Source organism: Variovorax sp. Soil_C_12, from assembly GCF_057657375.1.
The window spans coordinates 31,858-51,662 of sequence record NZ_JBDGIO010000018.1 but is presented as its reverse complement, the minus strand read 5'-3'; the positions used below and the strand labels follow the sequence as shown (position 1 = coordinate 51,662).

At 70.1% G+C, this 19,805-nt stretch carries 19 protein-coding genes; 10 read left to right on the top strand and 9 right to left on the bottom strand.

Features of this window, described 5'->3' with window-relative positions; translation table 11 throughout:
- Positions 1-43 precede the first annotated feature (43 nt).
- The gene (locus AC3A6X_RS31530; RefSeq protein ID WP_487845872.1) at positions 44-445 is read right to left on the bottom strand and encodes a PsiF family protein; all 402 of its coding nucleotides are present in this window, start codon (positions 443-445) and stop codon (positions 44-46) included.
- Between the two features lie 131 nt (positions 446-576).
- Between AC3A6X_RS31530 and argS the strand changes: the two genes are divergently transcribed.
- The 7 genes from argS (at position 577) to AC3A6X_RS31495 (ending at position 8,539) form a co-directional block, all read left to right on the top strand.
- Positions 577-2,262: an arginine--tRNA ligase gene (gene argS, locus AC3A6X_RS31525; RefSeq protein WP_487845871.1), complete on the top strand. Its 1,686-nt coding sequence runs from the start codon at positions 577-579 to the stop codon at positions 2,260-2,262.
- A gap of 14 nt (positions 2,263-2,276) precedes the next feature.
- Complete coding sequence (locus AC3A6X_RS31520; protein ID WP_487845870.1) at positions 2,277-3,005, top strand: SPOR domain-containing protein; 729 nt, start codon at positions 2,277-2,279, stop codon at positions 3,003-3,005.
- A gap of 85 nt (positions 3,006-3,090) precedes the next feature.
- On the top strand, positions 3,091-3,735 hold the full coding sequence (locus AC3A6X_RS31515) for a thiol:disulfide interchange protein DsbA/DsbL (RefSeq protein ID WP_106556998.1): 645 nt from the start codon (positions 3,091-3,093) through the stop codon (positions 3,733-3,735).
- 109 nt (positions 3,736-3,844) lie between these two features.
- Positions 3,845-4,546 carry a lipopolysaccharide transport periplasmic protein LptA gene (lptA, locus tag AC3A6X_RS31510; RefSeq protein WP_487845869.1) on the top strand — a complete coding sequence of 234 codons (702 nt, stop codon included), beginning with the start codon at positions 3,845-3,847 and terminating at the stop codon, positions 4,544-4,546.
- Positions 4,547-4,560: 14 nt separating this feature from the next.
- A complete protein-coding gene (lptB, locus tag AC3A6X_RS31505; protein WP_106556996.1) occupies positions 4,561-5,340 on the top strand; it encodes an LPS export ABC transporter ATP-binding protein in 780 nt (259 codons plus the stop codon).
- A 2-nt stretch (positions 5,341-5,342) separates the two neighbouring features.
- Positions 5,343-6,932 (top strand): RNA polymerase factor sigma-54, encoded by a 1,590-nt coding sequence (locus tag AC3A6X_RS31500; protein WP_487845868.1) that lies wholly within the window; start codon positions 5,343-5,345, stop codon positions 6,930-6,932.
- A gap of 35 nt (positions 6,933-6,967) precedes the next feature.
- Entirely contained in the window at positions 6,968-8,539 is a 1,572-nt protein-coding gene (locus AC3A6X_RS31495; protein WP_487845925.1) for a phospholipase D family protein, read from the top strand.
- A 9-nt stretch (positions 8,540-8,548) separates the two neighbouring features.
- Here the strand turns inward: AC3A6X_RS31495 and AC3A6X_RS31490 are convergent, their stop codons facing one another.
- The 6 genes from AC3A6X_RS31490 to AC3A6X_RS31465 all read right to left on the bottom strand — a co-directional run bounded on the left by AC3A6X_RS31490 (position 8,549) and on the right by AC3A6X_RS31465 (position 13,702).
- On the bottom strand, positions 8,549-9,217 hold the full coding sequence (locus AC3A6X_RS31490; RefSeq protein ID WP_487845867.1) for a YceI family protein: 669 nt from the start codon (positions 9,215-9,217) through the stop codon (positions 8,549-8,551).
- A gap of 7 nt (positions 9,218-9,224) precedes the next feature.
- Positions 9,225-9,812 carry a YceI family protein gene (locus tag AC3A6X_RS31485; protein WP_487845866.1) on the bottom strand — a complete coding sequence of 196 codons (588 nt, stop codon included), beginning with the start codon at positions 9,810-9,812 and terminating at the stop codon, positions 9,225-9,227.
- On the bottom strand, positions 9,809-10,420 hold the full coding sequence (locus tag AC3A6X_RS31480) for a cytochrome b (RefSeq protein ID WP_487845865.1): 612 nt from the start codon (positions 10,418-10,420) through the stop codon (positions 9,809-9,811). The genes AC3A6X_RS31485 and AC3A6X_RS31480 overlap by 4 nt, the downstream gene beginning before the upstream one ends.
- A 273-nt stretch (positions 10,421-10,693) precedes the next feature.
- Complete coding sequence (locus AC3A6X_RS31475) at positions 10,694-10,966, bottom strand: hypothetical protein (protein ID WP_487845864.1); 273 nt, start codon at positions 10,964-10,966, stop codon at positions 10,694-10,696.
- A 157-nt stretch (positions 10,967-11,123) separates the two neighbouring features.
- Entirely contained in the window at positions 11,124-13,022 is a 1,899-nt protein-coding gene (locus AC3A6X_RS31470; RefSeq protein ID WP_487845863.1) for a sensor histidine kinase, read from the bottom strand.
- Entirely contained in the window at positions 13,022-13,702 is a 681-nt protein-coding gene (locus AC3A6X_RS31465; RefSeq protein WP_487845862.1) for a response regulator, read from the bottom strand. Before AC3A6X_RS31465 ends, AC3A6X_RS31470 begins: the two co-directional genes overlap by 1 nt.
- Positions 13,703-13,810: 108 nt before the next feature.
- Between AC3A6X_RS31465 and AC3A6X_RS31460 the strand changes: the two genes are divergently transcribed.
- Together AC3A6X_RS31460 and AC3A6X_RS31455 are read left to right on the top strand one after the other, a co-directional pair.
- Positions 13,811-15,055, top strand: coding sequence for a THUMP domain-containing class I SAM-dependent RNA methyltransferase (locus AC3A6X_RS31460; RefSeq protein ID WP_487845861.1), 1,245 nt, complete (start codon positions 13,811-13,813; stop codon positions 15,053-15,055).
- A 358-nt stretch (positions 15,056-15,413) separates the two neighbouring features.
- Positions 15,414-15,602, top strand: coding sequence for a hypothetical protein (locus AC3A6X_RS31455; RefSeq protein ID WP_487845860.1), 189 nt, complete (start codon positions 15,414-15,416; stop codon positions 15,600-15,602).
- A 34-nt stretch (positions 15,603-15,636) separates the two neighbouring features.
- On the opposite strand, the gene AC3A6X_RS31450 is transcribed toward AC3A6X_RS31455, so the two are convergent.
- Together AC3A6X_RS31450 and AC3A6X_RS31445 are read right to left on the bottom strand one after the other, a co-directional pair.
- Positions 15,637-16,203 carry a GNAT family N-acetyltransferase gene (locus AC3A6X_RS31450; RefSeq protein ID WP_309959067.1) on the bottom strand — a complete coding sequence of 189 codons (567 nt, stop codon included), beginning with the start codon at positions 16,201-16,203 and terminating at the stop codon, positions 15,637-15,639.
- A gap of 6 nt (positions 16,204-16,209) precedes the next feature.
- A complete protein-coding gene (locus AC3A6X_RS31445) occupies positions 16,210-16,638 on the bottom strand; it encodes a CBS domain-containing protein (protein WP_106556987.1) in 429 nt (142 codons plus the stop codon).
- 251 nt (positions 16,639-16,889) lie between these two features.
- Here AC3A6X_RS31445 and AC3A6X_RS31440 point away from each other — a divergent pair, with 251 nt between their 5' ends.
- Positions 16,890-19,784: a C1 family peptidase gene (locus AC3A6X_RS31440; protein WP_487845859.1), complete on the top strand. Its 2,895-nt coding sequence runs from the start codon at positions 16,890-16,892 to the stop codon at positions 19,782-19,784.
- Positions 19,785-19,805 lie beyond the last annotated feature (21 nt).

Here is a 19,805-nt window from a genome sequence, read left to right as displayed (position 1 = left end):
GCGGGCAGCTGCCCGCCGGGCTTGAATCGAGGAAGCGCGAGGCTCAGGCGGCCGGCTTGGCGGAGAGGCATTCCTTCATGAAGGCCTTGCGTTCATCGCCCTTCAGCGCCTTGGCCTTGGGGTCGGCATTGCAGGTCTTCATCTTGTCCTGCTGGGTCACCGGCTTGGCCGAGAGGCAGGTCTTCATGAAGGCCTTGCGCTCGTCGCCCTTCTTGTCTGCGGCGTCCTTGTTGCAGGTCGCCATCTTGCTCTGCTGAGCGGTCGGGGCCTTGGCAGAAGGTGTGGCCGGAGTGGCAGGGGTGGCGGGCATCGCCGGAGCGGGAGCGGTCTTGGCGGCGGGAGCAGCCGGCGTCGCGGGAGCGGCCGGAGCGGCCTTGTCCTGCGCATGCGCGGCGCCGACGGAAAGACAGGCGGCCATGGCCATCAGGGAGAGAAGCTTCTTCATGGTGTGGGTGTCCTCTGAGGTGAGTGGTGACAGGGGCCCCGGGGCCGGGGCCGCCCTTGCTAACGGCCGCTGCCGTGCGGAGGATGACCGCAGCGGCCGAGGGCCGGGTTTGCCCCCGGTAAAATCCCGCGATGCTATTGGTCAAACAGGAGCTGCTCGCGGCGCTCGCGAACACGCTCGAATCCCTTTCCCCCGGCTCCGGCGCCAAGGCGGTCTTCGAATCGCCCAAGGTCGCGGCCCACGGCGACCTCGCCTGCACGGCTGCCATGCAGCTCGCCAAGCCGCTCTCGCGCAAGCCGCGCGAACTGGCCGAGGACATCAGCGCCGCGCTGCGCGCCACGCCCGCCTTCCAGCAATGGGTCGACGCCATCGAGATCGCCGGCCCCGGTTTCCTCAACATCCGCCTCAAGACTGCTGCCAAGCAGCAGGTGGTGCGCGAGGTGCTGGCCGCCGGCGAGGCCTTCGGCCGCGAGACCGCCAAACGCGATGGCCAAGGCGAGCGCGTGCTGGTCGAATTCGTCTCCGCCAACCCCACCGGCCCGCTGCACGTGGGCCACGGCCGCCAGGCCGCGCTGGGCGACGCCATCTGCAACCTGCTCGCCACGCAGGGCGCGCAGGTGTGGCGCGAGTTCTATTACAACGACGCCGGCGTGCAGATCCAGACCCTCGCCACCAGCACCCAGCTGCGTGCCAAGGGCTTCAAGCCGGGCGATCCGCAATGGCCCGAGCAGGCCTACAACGGCGAGTACATCGCCGACATCGCCAACGATTTCAAGGCGAAGAAGACGGTGCGCTCGGACGATCGCGAATACACCGCCAGCGGCGATGTGGAGGACATCGACTCGATCCGCCAGTTCGCCGTGGCCTACCTGCGCCACGAGCAGGACCTGGACCTCAAGGCCTTCCAGGTGCGCTTCGACAACTACTACCTGGAGTCCAGCCTCTACACCAGCGGCCGGGTCGAGGCCACGGTCAGGAAGCTGGTCGATGCCGGCAAGACCTACGAGCAGGACGGCGCGCTGTGGCTGAAGTCGACCGACTACGGCGACGACAAGGACCGCGTGATGCGCAAGGGCGACGGCAGCTACACCTACTTCGTGCCCGACGTCGCCTATCACATCGCCAAGTGGGAGCGCGGCTTCCACAAGGTGGTGAACATCCAGGGCACCGACCACCACGGCACGATCGCGCGCGTACGGGCCGGCCTGCAGGCAGCCGGCGAGGGCATCCCCTCCGGCTATCCCGACTACGTGCTGCACACCATGGTGCGCGTGATGCGCGGCGGCGAGGAGGTCAAGATCAGCAAGCGCGCCGGCAGCTACGTCACGCTGCGCGACCTGATCGAGTGGACCAGCACCGACGCCGTGCGCTTCTTCCTGCTCAGCCGCAAGCCCGACACCGAATACACCTTCGACATCGACCTCGCGCTGGCGCAGAACAACGACAACCCGGTCTACTACGTGCAGTACGCCCACGCGCGCATCTGCTCGGTGCTGGCGGCCTGGGGCGGCGACGTGGCGACGCTGGCGCAGGCCGAGCTCTCGCCGCTCGAAAGCCCGGCCGCCCAGGCCCTGCTGCTGATGCTGGCGAAGTACCCCGACATGCTGGCCGCCGCGGCCCAGGACTTCGCGCCGCACGACGTCACCTTCTACCTGCGCGAGCTGGCCGCCAGCTACCACAGCTACTACGACGCCGAGCGCATCCTGGTCGACGACGAGCCGGTGAAGCGGGCCCGCCTGGCACTGGTCGCCGCGTGCGCGCAGGTGCTGCACAATGGCCTCGCGATTCTCGGCGTGAGCGCGCCGCGCAAGATGTGATTGCTATCCTCCACATGACTACAAGACGACAACGCGGCAACATCGTCATCGGCCTGATCGTCGGGCTGGTGCTGGGCCTGGGCGTGGCGCTGGGCATCGCGGTCTACGTGACCAAGGTGCCCATCCCCTTCATGACCAAGACGCAGCGCGGAGGCCCCGAGCAGGACGAGGCCGAGGCACGCAAGAACCGCGACTGGAACCCCAACGCCCCCCTGGCCGGCAAGGCCGGCCCCGTGCGTCCGCCCGAGCCGCCGGCCGCCCCCGTGGCGCCGCAGCCCTCCGCCGCGGCCCCCGGCGTCCCGCAGACCGCGCCGGCCCCGGTGGTGGTCCCTCCGACCGCTCAGCAACAGCAGCAACAACAGCGCGCCGCGCGCCCGCCCGTGCCGGCCGAAGCCAACCCCTTGCCGCCGTCGAGCGACCCCATCGGCGATCTCGCGCGGGCCCGTTCGGGCGCGGGCGCCGGCCCCGGCACCACCACCGCCGCCGCGGCGCCCAGCGCCAGCGACCCCTTCATGTACTTCGTGCAGGCCGGCGCCTTCCGCACCCCCGAGGATGCCGAGACGCAGCGCGCCAGGCTCTCGCTGATGGGGGTGGAGGCGCGGGTTACCGAGCGCGAGCAGGCCGGCCGCACCGTCTACCGGGTGCGCGCCGGGCCTTTCAACAAGAAGGAAGATGCCGACCGGCTCAAGGAACGGCTCGACGGCGGCGGCCTCGAATCGGCCCTGGTGCGCGTGCAGCGCTGAGCCATCCTCTTTTTACGCTCGCGCCGTCCCCCGGGAACTCCGGCGGCATCGCGGGCTCTGTCAGCCGCACAGGAGAACCTTACACATGAAACGTCGTGATTTTTCGCTGGCCGCCACTTCGCTGGGGCTGCTTCCTCTGATGACCCCGACCCACGCGCAGACGCTGGGGCCCAAGGCCGGCACCGACTATGCCGTGCTCGACAAGCGGGTGCCGGTCGACGCGCCGGCCGGCAAGGTCGAGGTGATCGAGTTCTTCTGGTACAACTGCCCGCACTGCAACGCCTTCGAGCCCACCCTCGAGGCCTGGATCAAGAAGCTGCCGCCGCACGTGGCCTTCAAGCGGGTGCCGGTCGCCTTCCAGGCCAGCTTCCAGCCGCAGCAGAAGCTCTACTACGCGCTCGAGGCCATGGGCAAGGTCGACGAATACCAGCTCAAGGTGTTCAACGCCATCCACCAGCAGCGCCAGAACCTCTCGGGCGAGCAGCAGATCATCGACTGGGTCGCGGCCAACGGCCTGGACAAGGCCAAGTTCACCGAGCAGTACAAGTCCTTCAGCGTGGCGAGCAAGATCCAGCGCGCCAAGCAGCTGCAGGACGCCTACCAGGTGGCCGGCGTGCCCTCGATCGGCATTGCCGGGCGCTGGTACGTCGACGGCGACCTCGCGAAAAGCATGGAGCGCGCCCTGCAGGTCACCGATTTCCTGATCGGCGAAGCCCGCAAGAGCGCCTGAATTCGCCCCTCCCCCTAGGAAAGCCCGCTTCGGCGGGCTTTTTCATCCGAGCGATCGAAGTCCGGTCGATGAGGCCGCATACAATCTCCGCCAGCAAGTTTCGTGCCTTATGACTTCGCTACTTCTTACCTTCCCCCGTTCCCACCACCTTTGTCGTGCTTTCGTATTCGCCTCGATGCTGGCCGGCCTGGTGCCGATGGCGCAGGCCGAGAAGGCGGACCGCACCAAGCCGATGAACATCGAAGCCGATGCGATGCGCTATGACGACCTCAAGCAGACCAGCGTCTTCACCGGCAACGTGGTGATGACCAAGGGCACGATCATCATCCGCGGCACCCGCATCGACGTGCGGCAGGACCCGGACGGCTACCAGTACGGCGTGGTCACGGCCGCGCCCGGCAAGCTGGCCTACTACAAGCAGAAGCGCGACGCCGGCACCGACGAGTGGATCGAGGGCGAGTCGGAGGTCATCGAGTACGACAGCCGCGCCGACAACGTGAAATTCATCCGCCGCGCGGTGATGCGCCGGCTCTACGGCGCGACCGTGAACGACGAGAGCAGCGGACCGCTGATCGTCTACGACCAGAGCAACGACACCTTCACCGTCAACGGCTCCTCGCTGCCGCCCAACGCGGCCGTGGCGGCGCCGCCGGGCGGGCGCGTGCGGGCCATCCTGACGCCCAAGGCGGCCGCCTCGGCGCCCGCGGCCGGCACCCGGCCGGCGGCTGCGGCCCCTGCCGCGGCGCCGGCACCGGCGAGCGGCACCGGCCTGCGCTCGAGCAGCACCCTCGGCGGGGAAGAGCGCAAGTGACGGAGGACCGGGGCATGCTCAACGGCCGCAACGATGTGCTGAACAGCCGCCTGGAGGCGCGCGGCCTGCAGAAGACCTACGGCAGCCGCAAGGTGGTCAAGGACGTCTCGCTGGGCGTCGAGAAGGGCGAGGTCGTGGGCCTGCTGGGCCCCAACGGCGCCGGCAAGACCACCTCCTTCTACATGATCGTCGGCCTGGTGCGGGCCGACGCGGGCGAAATCAGCATCGACGGCGTGCCGATCGCGCACATGCCGATCCACCGCCGCTCCCGCATGGGCCTGAGCTACCTGCCGCAGGAGGCCTCGATCTTCCGCAAGCTGACGGTCGAGGAGAACGTGCGCGCGGTGCTCGAGCTGCAGCGCGAGCCGAACGGCGACGGCCGGCCGATGCCCCTGTCGAAGCAGCGCACCGAGGAGCGCCTGAGCGAGCTGCTGCACGACCTGCGCGTCGACCACCTGCGCGATTCGCCGGCGCTGGCGCTGTCGGGCGGCGAGCGCCGCCGCGTCGAGATCGCGCGCGCGCTGGCCACCCAGCCCCGCTTCATCCTGCTGGACGAGCCCTTCGCCGGCATCGACCCGATCGCGGTGATCGAGATCCAGCGGATCATCAACTTCCTGAAGGAGCGCGGCATCGGCGTGCTCATCACCGACCACAACGTGCGCGAGACGCTGGGCATCTGCGATCACGCATTCATCATCAGCGACGGGCATGTGCTGGCACAAGGCACGCCCTCGGAGATCGTCGACAACGCCGAGGTCAGGCGCGTCTATCTCGGCGAGCACTTCCGGATGTAGAGATGAAGCAAGGGCTCTCGCTGCGGGTCTCGCAGCACTTGGCGCTCACGCCGCAACTGCAGCAGTCGATCCGGCTGCTCCAGCTGTCCACGCTCGAGCTGAGCCAGGAGGTCGAGCAGATGCTCGACGAGAACCCGTTCCTGGAGCGCACCGCCGACGAAGCCCCGCGCGAGGAGTTCGGGCTCGAATCCGCCGATGCGCCGGTGCGCGATGACGACCGCCAGGCCGAAGGCGAGAGCGACTTCGTCGCCGGGCCCGCCCCGGCCGCTGCCGACACTGCGCCGGCGTCCCCCGCCGACAGCGAGACGGCGGCAGCCGCCGATGCCCCCGAGAGCGAGCCCGACTGGGAAGGCGACGGCACGGTCGACCTGGCGCCGGACGACAGCGAATGGGGCGGCGATGCCCCCGCGCGCGCCAACAACCTCGGCAACGACGAGCGCCCCGATGCGACCGAGCTGGCCAGGAGCCAGGAGTCGCTGCAGTCCTTCCTGCACCGCCAGGCGCTGTCCTTGCGCCTGGAGGAGAACGACCGCGCCGCGCTGCGCTTCCTGATCGAGTCGCTCAACGACGACGGCTACCTCGAGGACTCGCTGCCGGCCCTGGCCTCGGGCCTGGCCGGCGACGACAACGACCAGTTCGACGAGCTGGTGCACCACTTCCAGGTCGCGCTGGGCCTGCTGCAGAGCCTGGAGCCGGTCGGCGTCGGCGCCCGCAGCCTGGCCGAGTGCCTCACCATCCAGCTGCGCGCCGAGCAGGAAAAGGACGACACCGAGGAAGAGGTGCAGGTGCGGCGGACTGCGATCGCGATCTGCAAGCACCCGATGGAGCTGCTCGCCAAGCGCGACTTCAAGCGCCTGGCCACGCTCACCCGCAGCAACGAAGAGGAGGTGCGCTCCGCCCTCCAGCTGATCGCCCGGCTGGAGCCCAAGCCCGGGCGCCGCTTCGTCGACGTCGAGCGCAACGTGGTCATCCCCGACGTGATCGTCACGCGCATCGGCCACGGCACCAGCGCCCGCTTCCGCGTCATGCTCAACCCCGAGGTCATGCCGCGGCTGCGCGTGCACGACATCTACGCCGGCGCGCTGAAGGCCCACAAGGGCGAGGGCAGCCAGGCGCTGTCGCAGCGGCTGCAGGAGGCGCGCTGGTTCATCAAGAACATCCAGCAGCGCTTCGACACCATCCTGCGCGTCTCCAACGCCATCGTGGAGCGGCAGAAGAACTACTTCGTCCACGGCGAGCTCGCCATGCGGCCGCTGGTGCTGCGCGAGATCGCCGACGAGCTCGGCCTGCACGAGTCCACCATCAGCCGCGTGACCACCGCCAAGTACATGGCCACGCCCTACGGCACGGTCGAGCTCAAGTACTTCTTCGGCTCGGCGCTGGGCACCGAGACCGGCGGCAACGCCTCCAGCACCGCGGTGCGCGCGCTGATCAAGCAGTTCGTGAGCGCCGAGGATGCGAAGCGGCCGCTGTCGGACAGCCAGGTCTCCGAGATGCTCAAGGAGCAGGGCATCGAGTGCGCGCGCCGCACCGTGGCCAAGTACCGTGAGGCGCTGCGCATCGCGCCGGCCAACCTGCGCAAGGCCCTGTAGCGATGAGCGCGCGCCCAAGCCTCTGGCCGCAGTGGATGCGTCTGGGCCTGGCGCTGATGGGGGTGCTCTTCCTGGCCAGCGGCTGTGCCATGCTGCCTGCCGAGTTCGAGCGCACGCCTTCGAAGGCGGTGCCGCTCTCCCCCGACACCACGCTGGGCCGCATCGCGAAAAGCGCCCAGCCCGACCCCGACCTGAGCGGCTTCCGCCTCATGCCGGGCGGCGACTTCGCGCTCAACACCCGGCTCGAGCTGGCGCGGCGCGCCGAGCGCACGCTGGACGTGCAGTACTACCAGATCCACAACGACGAGACCGGCCGCTACCTGCTGCGCACGCTGCGCGACGCGGCCCGGCGCGGCGTGCGCGTGCGGCTGTTGATGGACGACCTCTACACCTCGGGCGAGGACGCGCTGCTGCTCGCCCTGGCCGCCACGCCCAACCTCGAGCTGCGCCTCTTCAACCCCTTCCCGGCCGGGCGCGGCAGCATGCTCAGGCGCTTCTCGGCCTCGCTCTTCGACTTCAGCCGCGTCAACCGGCGCATGCACAACAAGCTCTTCATCGCCGACGGCGCGATGGCGGTGGCCGGCGGGCGCAACATCGGCAACGAGTACTTCACGCAGACGGCCGGCGCCAACTTCATCGATCTCGACACCTTCGTCGCGGGCGCCCTCATCCCGCGGCTGGCGAGCCTGTTCGACCAGTACTGGAACAGCGAGTACGTGCGGCCGATCGAGACCGTGGTCGCCTCCGGCGTGCCGCGCGAGGAGCGCCAGCGCCGCTTCGAGGAGGCGACCAGCCCGCAGACCACGCCGCCCCCGCGCCCGCCCGCGCCCAACGACGTGCTGGGCTACAGCCCGATCGTGGAGGACCTCAAGGTCGGCAAGCTCGACCTCATCTGGACCCGGGCCGAGGCCTACGCCGACTCGCCCGAGCGCGTGATCGGCAAGCAGGTGACCTACGGCGGCATTCCACTGCTGGACGTCGACAGCGTGCGCTACAACGTGATCGAGCAGATCCGGCGCGGGCGCTCCGACGTGACCATCGTCTCGCCCTACCTGATCCCCGGCAAGGGCGGGCTGGAGGCGATGCGCGAGGTGCGTGGGCGCGGCATGAAGATCAGCGTGGTCACCAACTCGTTGGCCGCCACCGACGAGCCGGTGGTGCACACCGGCTACCGGCGCTACCGCGAAGACATGCTCAAGCTCGGCGCCGAGATCTACGAACTCAGCTCGCAGCGCACCCGGCGCAGCGTGCGCCTGGGTCTCTTCGGCACGCAGATCGGGCGCCTGCACGCCAAGTCGGCCGTGATCGACGGGCGCACCCTCTTCGTCGGCTCGATGAACTTCGACCCGCGCTCCGACGTGCACAACACCGAGATCGGGCTGATCATCTTCAGCCGCGAGATGGCGCAGCAGGTGCTCAAGCTGATCGAGGTGCTCAAGCAGCAGGGCGCCTACAAGGTGCGCTTCGCGCCGGGCACCGAGCGCATTGAATGGGTGAGCGAAGAGGCCGGCGTCGAGCAGGTGCTGACCACTGAGCCCGACTCCACCCTGTGGGACCGCGTGATGCTGGAGATTCTGGCGCCGCTGGCGCCGGAGAGTCTGTTGTAGCGCCTGCGCTCAGCTCGGCCCGCCCGTGATGTTCACCGCCTCCACCTGCACCAGGAGCCGCACCCGGTCCTCGAAGCCGAAGGGGATGCCCCAGTTGATGCCCCAGTTGCTACGCTCCACGGTAGTCTCGAAGTCGCCGCCGCAGACCTGGCGCTTGATCAACGGGCTGAGGTAGCAGCCGAAGCGGCTGGCCTTGAGCTTGACCGGCTTGGTCTGGCCCATCAGCGTCAGCGAGCCGTCGACCTCGGTCACCTTGTCGCCGCTGAAGTCGATCTTGTCGGCCACGAAGCGGGCGACCGGAAACTCGGCGACGTTGAAGAAGTCCTTGCTCAGCACGTGGCGGTTGAGCAGGTCGACGCCGGTGTTGATGGAGCTGATGTCCATCGTGATGTCGATCTTGCCGCTCTTGCCCGTGCCGTCGATCTTGATGGTGCCGTCCTTGGTGCTGAAGCGGCCGCGGTTGGTGGTGGTGCCGTAGTGGCCCATCTCGTACATCACGAAGGTGTGCGTGGGGTCGACCACGTAGCTCGCGCCCTTGACCGGCCCGCCGGCCGGCTGGGCGGCCATCTCCGGCGCGGTCTGCGCGGCGGCCAGGAATGCGGCGGCCGCCAACGCGGCGGCGGCAACGGACTGGATGATCATCGTGACGGGCTGGGGCATGGCGTTGGGTGCTTGCATGGCAAAGTCAAAGTGGACGCAGGCCGGTCAAGACCAGCTTGAAGCGCACCTGCACTTCGTCGCCGACCATCGAGGTGTCGGTCCATTCGCCCTCGCCGACCTTGAAGGCGAGGCGCTGGATCGTAAAGCTTCCGGTGGCGGTCGAGCGGTCTGCCGACTGGGTGATCGTCACCGGCACCACGAGTTCCTGGGTATGGCCCTTGATCGTCAAGCGGCCGGCGATGTCGAAGCGGCCACCGCCCAGGCCCTTGATCGCGGTGGACTGGAAGCTGGCCTTGGGGAAGCGCGCGGTGTCGAACCACGGCGCCTTGGGCAGTTCGGCATCGCTCTGCGGCACGCCCAGCGTGGCGCTGGCCATGTCGACCTGCAGCGCCACGGTGCCGCCCTCGGGCTTCTTCGGATCGAAGGCGATCTGGGCATCGAACTTGCGGAACTGGCCTTCGACCGGCACCCCCATCTGCTTGCTGACGAAGCCGATCTGGCTGTAGCCCGGCGCGAGCTGGGCCATGGGCTCGGCGCCGCTCGCGGCGGCGGCCGAAGCGAGGGTCAGCGCGGCCGCGCACAGGGCGCGCCACGCGGGGCGAAGAAGGCTCATCGGGCGTGTCCCTGGCGCGAAAAAGGCCACATGCGGTCCATCAGGCCGTCGTGGTCGACGAAGTGATGCTTGAGCGCCGCCGCCGCGTGCAGCAGCACCACGGCGCCGAGCGCGTAGGCGGTGCCGTGGTGCAGGGGCTTCAGCACCGCCTCGGCGAATTCCTTGTTCACGGGCACGAAGTCCGGCAGCGGCACGACGCCGAACCAGGCGATCGGAAAGCCCAGCGCCGAGCTGTAGGCCCAGCCGGCCAGCGGCACTGCGAAGAAGAGCAGGTAGAGCAGCAGGTGCGTGCCGCGGTGCGCCACCAGCTGCCAGCCCGGCATGGCCTCCACGATGCAGGCCGGCAGCGGCGGCGGCGGATGCGACAGGCGCCACAGCAGCCGCAGCGCCGTCAGCCCCAGGATGGTGATGCCGGCCCACTTGTGCCAGTTGAAGAGCTTGAGCCGCTGCGGCGAGAAAGGCAGTCCCGTCATGTAGAGGCCGACGCTGAAGGACGTGAGGATCATCAGCGCGAGCAGCCAGTGCAGCGTCATCGCCACCGCGCCGTAGCGCCGGGCGGGGACGCGGGGGGCGGCTGTGGCCTGGGGATTCAGCGGCTCGGCGTGCATGGGCAGAGCATAAGGCTACGGGCGCTGCCCGAGCGCCCGTCCCGCCCGCTGCGCCTAGCCAGGGCCTGTTAACGCTATGCAAGGGGTCGCGTTGGAGGGAAGGACGCCTTGCATAGCGTTAACAGGCCCTAACCGATGCTCCAGCGCGCGATCAGCAGCAGGCCCAGGCCCAGCACCAGCATCAGCACGAAGGGCACCACCAGCCAGGGGGCGTCGTGCAGCTCGGGGTTTTCCAGCGTCTTCATGGCGATCTTTCCTTCGATGGCGAGGTGCTCAGAAGGTGCTCACCGCTTCGTCGGGCACCGGCGGGGCGTTGCGCAGCGCCTCGCTGGCGGCCGGGACCGAGGGGTCCCCGCTGCCGGCGGGCGCGGGCGACGCGAACGTGGGCGCGGTGGGAGGGCTTGCCTCGGCCTGCCAGTGGCCGAGCAGGACCAGCACCGCGAGCATCGCCGCCGCCAGTGCGACGGAGCCGAGCAGCAACTGCTGCATGCGGCTGCGCCGGCGGGCCGGCCGGTTGACGAAGGCGGTGTGCGGATGCGGTTGCATGGCGATTCCTTCCTTGCTCCATCGAGACGCGCGACGTGCGCATGGATGGAATCTAGAAGGGAAGCGCTCCTTGAAGAATTCCGCATTCGCGCCAGGCATCCCGCTATCGCGGGAGGGCGGCGCCGAGGGCGCGCGCCTTCGGGCGAGCCGGCGGCGCTCAGGCTGTCGCCGCCGCGGGCACCGTCATCGGCAGGCGCAGCACGACGCAGCAGCCGCCGGCCGCCGCCGGGCGCAGCTCGAGCGTGCCGCCCAGCCGCTGGGCCCGCGAGCGCATGTTGTGCAGGCCATGGCCGCCGCCCTGCCGTCCAGGATCGGCACCCAGGCCGCGCCCGTTGTCCTCGATCTCCATCTCCAGCATCTCGCCGGCGCGGCGCAGCTTCACCTCTACCCGCGTGGCGTGGGCGTGCTTGAGCACGTTGGTCAGCGCCTCCTGCGCCACCCGCAACAGCTGCAGCGCGGCATGCGGCGAGAGCGTGGTCCCGTCCTCCGGCAGGTCGATGTCCCAGCCGGAGCGCACGCCGGCCGCAAGCAGCTGCGCCTCCCAGCGGAACCTGAAGTTGCCCAGGGCCGCGCCCAGGTCGTGCTCGCCGGAGGCCAGGGCGTCCAGCGCCAGCCGCATGTCGGCGATGCAGGCGCGCAGCGTGACCGCGATCTGGTCCTCGTCCATGTCCCCGCGCTCGACCCGCGACAGCGAGGTGAAGAGCTGCGAGCCCAGGCCGTCGTGCAAGTCGCGCATGATCAGCTGGCGCTCTTCCGCGGCGGCATGCTCGCGCTCCAGCGCGGCCAGGCGCGCGTAGTTGGCGGCCAGGGCGCGCTCGCGGTCGGCCACCCGCGACTCCAGCGTGCGGTTGAGCTCCTCCAGCGAATGCAGGGTGCGCAGGAAGCGCGCCGTCAGCAGCGCGCCCATCGCCACCAGCAGGGTGTTGGAGCCGTAGTGCAGCAGGTGGATGCGGTGGCCCGTCCATTCCGGGAAGAAGCGCCCGAGCAGGCGCGGGTCCCAGGTCAGCAGGTAGTCGTGGATGCCCACCAGCACCGCGAAGGCCATCACGGCCGAGAGCGCCGCCGCCGTCAGCGTGCCGCGGCGCCGCGCGTAGCGGACTGCGACCGCGATGATCAGCAGCCCCACCCCCACCATGCCGCCCAGCCACCACCGCGCGATGGCCTGCTCGGCCGCGAAGCCGCCGAGCGCGAACCACAGCGGCCCCACCAGCCCGTAGGCGACCAGCCCTCGATCAAGCCACGGCCGGCGCATGCCAGCGTAGTGCAGCGTGAACACCGCCATCACGATCACGAAGCCGCCGGTGGCGCATTGGTAGAGCACCCGCCACCACTGCCACAGGCCGATGGGGAGGGCGTCGATCAGGAAGGTCATGGTGCGCACCGCCCACAGCACGGCCGCCAGGCCGAACAGGCCGTAGAGCGACTCGCTCGGGCGGCGCCACCAGATGAAGGCGACGAAGCCGGCGACCAGCACGGACACCAGGACCGTGAGCTCCGGCACCGTGCGCACCCAGAACATGCGCTGGTTGTGCAGCGGCTGGATCTCGTCCCGCGGGCCGATGCTGAGCTGTGCGAAGCGCAGCGGATAGTCGCTCGGCGCCGCCGCGCGGATCGCCAGCTCGTTGTAGCCGGGGCGCAGCAGCGATGCGGGCAACAGCGCCGTCTGCGGCCGGTAGGTGCGCGCATGGACCGCCGCGCTGCGCTCCGCCACGCTGCCGATCAGGCTGCCGTTGAGCCAGATCTCGCCGCCGTCGTAGAAGTAGGGCACATAGACGGCCCATTGCGTCTGGCGGACCGGATCGTCCGGGTAGTCGAAGCCGACGCGGTACCACGCCGGTGCCCGCGCCAGCGACGGGCGCGAGTAGCCGGCGTCGTCGGGCAGGGTCACCGGCCGCCAGGCGGCGCCGGGCGGCGGGGGCGAGCGCTCGACCGCGGGCGCCGCGAGCACGGCAGCCTGCCGCGGCGATTGAAGCGCGGCCCGCGCGCTGCCTGCGAGGCAGGCCAGGATCAGAAAGACCAGCGCCAACCCGGCCGCCCGCGCGCCGGGGCGACGCATCACAGCAGCCCCATCTGGCTCGCTTCGTAGACCGCCTCGCCGCGCGAGTGCACGGCCAGCTTGCGGTAGATCTTCTTCACGTGCGCCACCACGGTGTGCGGCGAAATCTCGGTCAGCTCGCCGATGGTCTCGAAGCTCAGGCCCTTGGCGGCCAGGCGCAGGATCTCGGTCTCGCGCTCCGTCAGCGGCGAGGGCGTGGCGTCCTTGGGCGCCGGCTGCAGGGCCGGTGCGGCCGGCGTGGACGGCGTGGGCGCCGCGCTGATGCGAAAGCGCGCCAGCACCCGCCGCGCGATGCTGGGGCTGATGGGCGAGCCGCCGGCGCGCAGCTCGTGGATGCTGGCGGCGATGGGCCCGGCGCCCGCGTCCTTCAGCAGGTAGCCGGTGGCGCCGGCCTCGATCGAGTCCACCACGTGCTGGTCGTCGCCGAACATGGTGACCACCAGCACGTCGCACTGCGGATGGTGGCGCGCCGCGTGGCGGATCACCTCCACGCCATCGATGTCGGGCAGGCCCAGGTCGACCAGCATCACGTCGGGCGGCTGGGCGTCCAGCATCGCGAGCGCCGCGCGCCCGGTGCCCACCACGCCCGCGAGGGCGAGGCCCGGATCGGCCAGCACCGCATCCGAGAAGCGGCGCATGAACTCGGGTGTGTCTTCGACGATCAGCACGCTGGTGGTCATGGCAGCCCCTGTGGCAATGCGACTGGGGGATTTTCCCACCGGGGTCGCGCGCGGCCATAGCGCAAACGCGGTACGGGGCGCATGGGATACTGGCCGGCCATCCCCGCCATGAACGATCTCTCCCTTTTCCTGCCCTGCGCCGCCGGCGTGGAGGACTTCCTTGCCCAGGAGGTGCATGCGCTGACCGGCCGCGCCGGCGACGAGCTCCTGGTCCTGCGCGGCGGCGTGCGCGTGCGCGCCGACTGGCGCGAGGCGCTCAAGCTCAACCTGCACAGCCGTCTCGCGCAGCGCGTGCTGATCGAGCTGGCCCATGCGCCCTACCGCAGCGAGCACGACCTCTACGCCATCGCCGGCGGCGTGGCCTGGGAGCTCTGGTTCACGCCGAAGAACACCTTCAAGATCGAGACCACGGCCCAGCACAGCCCGCTCAAGAGCCTCAACTTCGCGACCCTGCGCATCAAGGACGCGATCGCCGACCGCTTCCGCGCCAAGGCAAACGGCGTGCGGCCCAGCATCGAGACCCAGTGGCCCGACGCGCGCGTCTTCGCGCACCTCGACACGGAGCACTGCACCCTCTACATCGACATGTCCGGCGAGCCGCTCTTCAAGCGCGGCTGGCGGCAGGACAAGGGCGACGCGCCGCTGAAGGAGACCCTGGCAGCCGCCATGCTGGCCGCCAGCGGCTGGTGGAACCCCGAGCGCGGCGAGGTCTCGCAGGCGCCGCTCTACGACCCCTGCTGCGGCAGCGGCACCATCGCCATCGAGGCGGCGCAGCTCGCGCAGGGCATCGCGGCCGGCGCGCAGCGGCGCTTCGGCTTCGAGAAGCTGCTGCCTTTCCAGGCCCATGTGTGGTCGCAGCTCAAGGCCGAGGCGCAGGCCGCGGCGAAGCAGGCGCCGGCGGCCGTCATCTTCGGCTCCGACGTATCGCACCGCATGGTCGACTTCGCCGAGCGCAATGCCGAGCGCGCAGGCGTCGCCGGCGCCGTGCAGTTGCGCGGCGGCGACGCGTTGCAGCGCATGCCGCCGGCCGAGTCGGGCGTGATCGTGCTCAACCCGCCCTACGGCGAGCGCATCGAGGTCGGGGGGGTGGCCCGCGACGGCCGCGGCAGCCGCAGCAGCCGCGAGGAGGCGCAGACCGAGGACGGCGGCGAGTTCTTCGTGCAGCTCGCGAGCCACTGGAAGAAGCACTATGCCGGCTGGACCGCGTGGGTGCTCACGCCCGACCTGCAGCTGCCCAAGCGCATGCGGCTCAAGGAGTCGCGCCGCGTGCCGATGTGGAACGGCCCGATCGAATGCCGGCTGTTCCGCTTCGACATGGTGGCGGGCTCCGCGCGCAGCAAGGCGGTTGCTTAAAGCACACAGAATGGAGGGGCACGCGCGCCCTCGGTTGACCCGATCATGTTGCTTGGCAACAATCCCGCATCTTTTACTTCGGAGCCTCGTGCGTGGACAGTGCCAGTTGGATCAGTGATGTGATGCGTACCTCGGCAGGTGCGGCACATTCGGCACCCCAGTAGCGCAGCTTCCCCGCGCTGCGCGCCGAAGCCGCTGCAGCGTGACGCTTGTTGTCTCCGGCAAGCGATCTCTCCCTCCCTCCCGGTCCGTTTCTCGTCGCTGAGGTTTGCGGCGATCGGTGCATGCCTGCATCGACGCGCGCGGCCGCAGCTTGCCGTCCCTGTCGCGCGGCCCTTCAGCGCGAAGGAGCCTTGTCATGTGCCAACGGACGAATGCCCATCCGCCCGCTCACGCGCGTGATCGGGCGACTTCACCGCCCAGCCCCGCCGAGAAGGAGAGTGCGCTGGACCAGGCCCAGTCGCTCGACCGCAGCGGCCTGTGGCCCTGCCGGCGCATCCGGCTCTTCCTGCTGTCGCAGCAATCGGCACGGGCCCCGCAGCGCTGAAGAAGACCCGGCCGCAGACCGGGGAGCGGGCCCCTCAGAGATCGATGCGGAAGCGCAGTTCGGGCGTGCCGCCCAGCTCGGGCATCTTGACGAACTCCTCGATGAGAACGCCGCCGTTGGCGCCGATCACCCGCTGCGAGGCCAGGTTGTCGGGGCTGGTGGTGATCTCGACATAGGCCAGGCCTTCGGTGCGGGCCTCGCCCAGCATCAGCCGCAGCGCCTGCGTGGCACGGCCCCGGCCGCTCTTCCATGGCACCACGCCGTAGCCGATGTGGCCCAGGCAATACGCAGGCAAAGCGTTGCTGCCGCGCTGCCAGCGAAGGGAAATGCTGCCGCAGAGCTCGCCATCCCAGATCCAGCGGCGATAGCCCGGCAGGCGAGGCACGACGGTGCCGTCAGGCAGGGCAACCGGCGACCCCTTGGCCTCGCGGTCTACCAGGCCTTCGAGAAAGCGCGCGGGGTTGGCCCGGATCTGCGCCAGCTCCTCGAATCCGGCCTCGGGCCGCAGGTTGTTGGGTGACCAGCCGCGCTCGAGCGCGGCGACGTAGCCGGGAAGGTATTTGCGCGCAGGCCAGACCAGTTCGACGGCGGGTTCGCTCACGCCTTCTCAACTCTGGATGTAGTTGCGCAGCTGCTCGATGGTCTCTTCGTGGTCCGCGATGATGTCGTCCATCAAATCGCGGATCGAGATCATGCCGACCACCCGGTCGCCGTCCACCACCGGCAGGTGGCGGATGCGCTTCTGGCTCATCAGCGCCATGCACTCGCGCGTGCGGGTGGAGGGCGTCACGGTCAGCACGTCGGGCGTCATCAGCTCGGCGACCAGCACCTCCTTCGAGTTGCGCCCCTGCAGCGCCACCTTGCGCGTGTAGTCGCGCTCGGAGATCACGCCGACCAGCTTGTCGTGCGTCATCACCATCAGCGCGCCGACCTCGTGGCTGGCCAGCGCCTCCAGCGCGTCGAACATGGTGGCGCCGGGCTCGATGCGCCAGACGGCCGAGTTGCGGCGCTTGAGCAGTTCGGAGACAGGTTTCATGGATCGCAGCTCCCGAAGAACGGTGAAACGCCTGCGGCCCATGCAAGGGCCGCGCCAGCACCCCCATCCTAGACGCTGCGCGCGACATCCCTGCTGCAATGCACGTCCCGCCAGCGGGGGCAATGCGCAGCGCCGACGGCCTGCTGCGCCGCCCCAGCCGACGTACTAGCCGGTTCGGCGGATGGACAGCGGCCGGCGCGCGCCGCACCATGCCTCGCGCGGCGGACACCCCCGCCGCCCGAGGAGCCGCGATGCACATCCTGATGAGCAAGGGAAGCGCCAGCGACGATGTCGAGCGGCTGCGCCGGGCGCTCGCCAAGGCGCTGGGCGAAGACGCGAAGCTGTTCCCCTCCCTCCAGGCCTCCGGCACGCCGATCGACGAGGACTTCGACGGCGCGATCCGCCGCTGGCAGGCCGGCGTCGGCCTGATCGGCGACGGCGTGGTCGGGCCGCGCTGCCAGCTGCTGCTGGACCTGATCGCGATCGACGCGGGCAAGTTCGAGCTCACGCTCAACGTCGGCAACGTGAGCCGGCTGTTCCCCGCCACCAAGCCGGCCAACATCGCGCGCTACCTGCCCTACATCGAGGCGGCGCTCGGCGTCGCGGAGCTGACGGACCGCCCGATGATCCTGGGCGCCCTGGGCACCATCCGCGCCGAGACCGAGGGCTTCGTGCCGATCGCGGAGGCGCCCTCCAAGTTCAACACGCCGCCGGGCGGCGCCCCCTTCAGCCTGTACGACACGCGCGCCGTGCTCGGCAACAGCCGGACCGGCGACGGCGAGCGCTACCGCGGCCGCGGCTTCGTGCAGCTGACCGGCAAGGACAACTACACCCGCTACGGCCAGCGCATCGGGGTTCCGCTCGAGACCGCACCGGACCGCGCCAACGCGCCGGAAGTCGCGGCAGTGCTGCTGGCGCTCTATCTCTCCGACAAGGCGACCAAGTTCCGCCAGGCGATCCAGGGCGGCGACTTCGCGCAGGCCCGCCGCCTGGTCAACGGCGGCGTGCATGGCCTCGATCGCTTCAAGGACGTATTCGAGCGCGCCGCCACCGTATGGCCGGCGGCGCGCGTGGGCGCGGGCGGCGCCCGGCGCGGTGCCGCCGCCGCCGCCGCCGCCGCCGAAGAAGAGACGCCCTCGCACCGCTCCATCGTTTCGCGCACCCGCAAGGACGCGGCCGATCTGCGCGACCGCCTGTTCCAGCCGAGCGCGATCAGCCTGCCCGACGAATTCCCGCCGCAGGAGGAGGTGCGCCAGTACGTGCCGGCCTACACCCGGGCCGGCCTGATCCTGGACCAGGGCCGGGAGGGCGCCTGCACCGGCTTTGGCCTGAGCTGCGTCATCAACTACCTGCGTTGGGTCAAGGCCGGCCTGCCGCCGAAGATGGATTCGGTGAGCCCGCGCATGCTCTACACGCTGGCGCGCCGGCACGACGAGTACGAGGGCGAGAACTACGAGGGCTCGAGCTGCCGCGGCGCGCTCAAGGGCTGGTTCAACCACGGCGTCTGCCTGGAGCCGGACTGGCCCTACCTGCCCGAGAAATCGAACCCCGCCACCTACGGCTACGCGAGCCGGGCGGCGCAGAACACGCTGGGCATCTACTACCGCATCGACACCCGCTCGATCACCGACGTGCAGGCCGCGATCGCGCAGCACCGCGCGGTCTTCGTCTCGGCCTTCACGCACCCGGGCTGGGACGCGGTGCCGATCACGCCGGCACCGAAGCGCCATGCGGACCTGCCGCTCATCGCCTTCGACGGCCGGCGCTCCGAGACCGGAGGCCATGCCTTCGCCCTGATCGGCTTCAATGCGCAGGGCTTCATCCTGCAAAACTCCTGGGGCAGGAACTGGGGCGCCGGCGGCTTCGCGGTGCTGGGCTACCTGGACTGGCTGGCGCATGCGATGGACGCCTGGGTGGTCTCGCTGGGCGTGCCCGGCGTGATCGCCGGCCGGCTGGCCGTGGGCGGCAGCGGCGCCGCCGGCCTGACCGCCGCGGACCGCAGCCAGTGGTGGGACACCGGCCTGGCCTACCAGCACAGCGTGGTGCTGGGCAACGACGGCCGCGTGAGCCGCTACCTCACGGAAGACGAGCCGCCGCGCAAGCTGCAGCAGCAGGCCTGCGTGCTGCCGGACGACTGGTTCCGCAGGCAGGCGGCGGCGCGCAAGCGCCTGGTGCTCTACGTCCACGGCGGGCTCAATAGCGAGGAGGAGGCGATCAAGCGCGCCAGCGCCATGGGCCGTTACTTCACCGGCAACGGCTGCTATCCGCTGTTCCTGGTGTGGAAGACGGGTCTTCTCGAATCGGTGGCGAACCTCATCGCAGACGCCTTCCGCCGCGAGCCGGCCCGCGCCGGCTTCGGCGAGTGGTTCACCGAGCAGACCGACCTGCTGGTCGAGAAGAGCGTCGGACGGCCGGCGGCACGGCCGTTGTGGAGCGAGATGAAGGAGAACGCCGGCTTGGCCTTCGCCGAGCGGCGCGGCGGCGACCTGCTGCTGGATGCGATGCAGGCGCTCGGCAGCAACTGGGGTGCGCAGTTCGAGCTGCACCTGGTCGGCCACTCGGCCGGCGCGATCGCCATCGGCCACCTGCTCACGGCGCTGGCCGCACGCAAGCGCGCCGGCCGCGATGGGGGACTGAGCGAGCGCGTCGCCTCGGTGAACCTCTATGCACCGGCCTGCTCCGTGGCCTTCGCGAACCGCCACTATGCCGGCGACGCGGCGCTGATGGAGCGCCTGCACCTGGAACTGCTCACGGACGAGGTCGAGCGCCGCGACACGGTGGGCCCGATCTACCGCAAGTCGCTGCTGTATCTGGTCTCCAATGCGCTGGAGGCCGATCTGCACACGCCGATCCTGGGGCTGGACCGCATCAACGACGAGAGCTATTCGGGCTGGGACGGCTCCTCCGACACCGGCGAGGCGCTGGCGGTCTGGCGCCAGGCTGCCAAGGCCGTGAAGCTCGAGGCCCGCACGCGGCGCGTGGAGAGCCCGCGCATCGAGGTGGCGCTCGATGCCGGCGGCCAGCCGGTGCTGCAGGCGGCGACGCATGGGGGCTTCGACAACGACGTCGCGCTGATGAGGCGCACGCTCGAGCGCATCACCGGCGCGAAGCTCGCGCTGGCGGTGGATGACCTGCGGGGCTTCTGAGCGAACGGCGGCTTAGCATCC

Bases quoted from the DNA above. Each gene is read 5' to 3' on its own strand.
- AC3A6X_RS31465 (WP_487845862.1), bottom strand. From the start codon at position 13,702: ATGACCACCAGCGTGCTGATCGTCGAAGACACACCCGAGTTCATGCGC.
- AC3A6X_RS31470 (WP_487845863.1), bottom strand. From the start codon at position 13,022: ATGCGTCGCCCCGGCGCGCGGGCGGCCGGGTTGGCGCTGGTCTTTCTG.
- AC3A6X_RS31520 (WP_487845870.1), top strand. From the start codon at position 2,277: ATGACTACAAGACGACAACGCGGCAACATCGTCATCGGCCTGATCGTC.
- lptA (WP_487845869.1), top strand. From the start codon at position 3,845: ATGACTTCGCTACTTCTTACCTTCCCCCGTTCCCACCACCTTTGTCGT.
- AC3A6X_RS31500 (WP_487845868.1), top strand. From the start codon at position 5,343: ATGAAGCAAGGGCTCTCGCTGCGGGTCTCGCAGCACTTGGCGCTCACG.
- AC3A6X_RS31455 (WP_487845860.1), top strand. From the start codon at position 15,414: ATGTGCCAACGGACGAATGCCCATCCGCCCGCTCACGCGCGTGATCGG.
- AC3A6X_RS31515 (WP_106556998.1), top strand. From the start codon at position 3,091: ATGAAACGTCGTGATTTTTCGCTGGCCGCCACTTCGCTGGGGCTGCTT.
- argS (WP_487845871.1), top strand. From the start codon at position 577: ATGCTATTGGTCAAACAGGAGCTGCTCGCGGCGCTCGCGAACACGCTC.
- AC3A6X_RS31490 (WP_487845867.1), bottom strand. From the start codon at position 9,217: ATGCAAGCACCCAACGCCATGCCCCAGCCCGTCACGATGATCATCCAG.
- AC3A6X_RS31485 (WP_487845866.1), bottom strand. From the start codon at position 9,812: ATGAGCCTTCTTCGCCCCGCGTGGCGCGCCCTGTGCGCGGCCGCGCTG.
- AC3A6X_RS31460 (WP_487845861.1), top strand. From the start codon at position 13,811: ATGAACGATCTCTCCCTTTTCCTGCCCTGCGCCGCCGGCGTGGAGGAC.
- lptB (WP_106556996.1), top strand. From the start codon at position 4,561: ATGCTCAACGGCCGCAACGATGTGCTGAACAGCCGCCTGGAGGCGCGC.
- AC3A6X_RS31440 (WP_487845859.1), top strand. From the start codon at position 16,890: ATGCACATCCTGATGAGCAAGGGAAGCGCCAGCGACGATGTCGAGCGG.
- AC3A6X_RS31530 (WP_487845872.1), bottom strand. From the start codon at position 445: ATGAAGAAGCTTCTCTCCCTGATGGCCATGGCCGCCTGTCTTTCCGTC.
- AC3A6X_RS31495 (WP_487845925.1), top strand. From the start codon at position 6,968: ATGCGTCTGGGCCTGGCGCTGATGGGGGTGCTCTTCCTGGCCAGCGGC.
- AC3A6X_RS31445 (WP_106556987.1), bottom strand. From the start codon at position 16,638: ATGAAACCTGTCTCCGAACTGCTCAAGCGCCGCAACTCGGCCGTCTGG.
- AC3A6X_RS31475 (WP_487845864.1), bottom strand. From the start codon at position 10,966: ATGCAACCGCATCCGCACACCGCCTTCGTCAACCGGCCGGCCCGCCGG.
- AC3A6X_RS31480 (WP_487845865.1), bottom strand. From the start codon at position 10,420: ATGCACGCCGAGCCGCTGAATCCCCAGGCCACAGCCGCCCCCCGCGTC.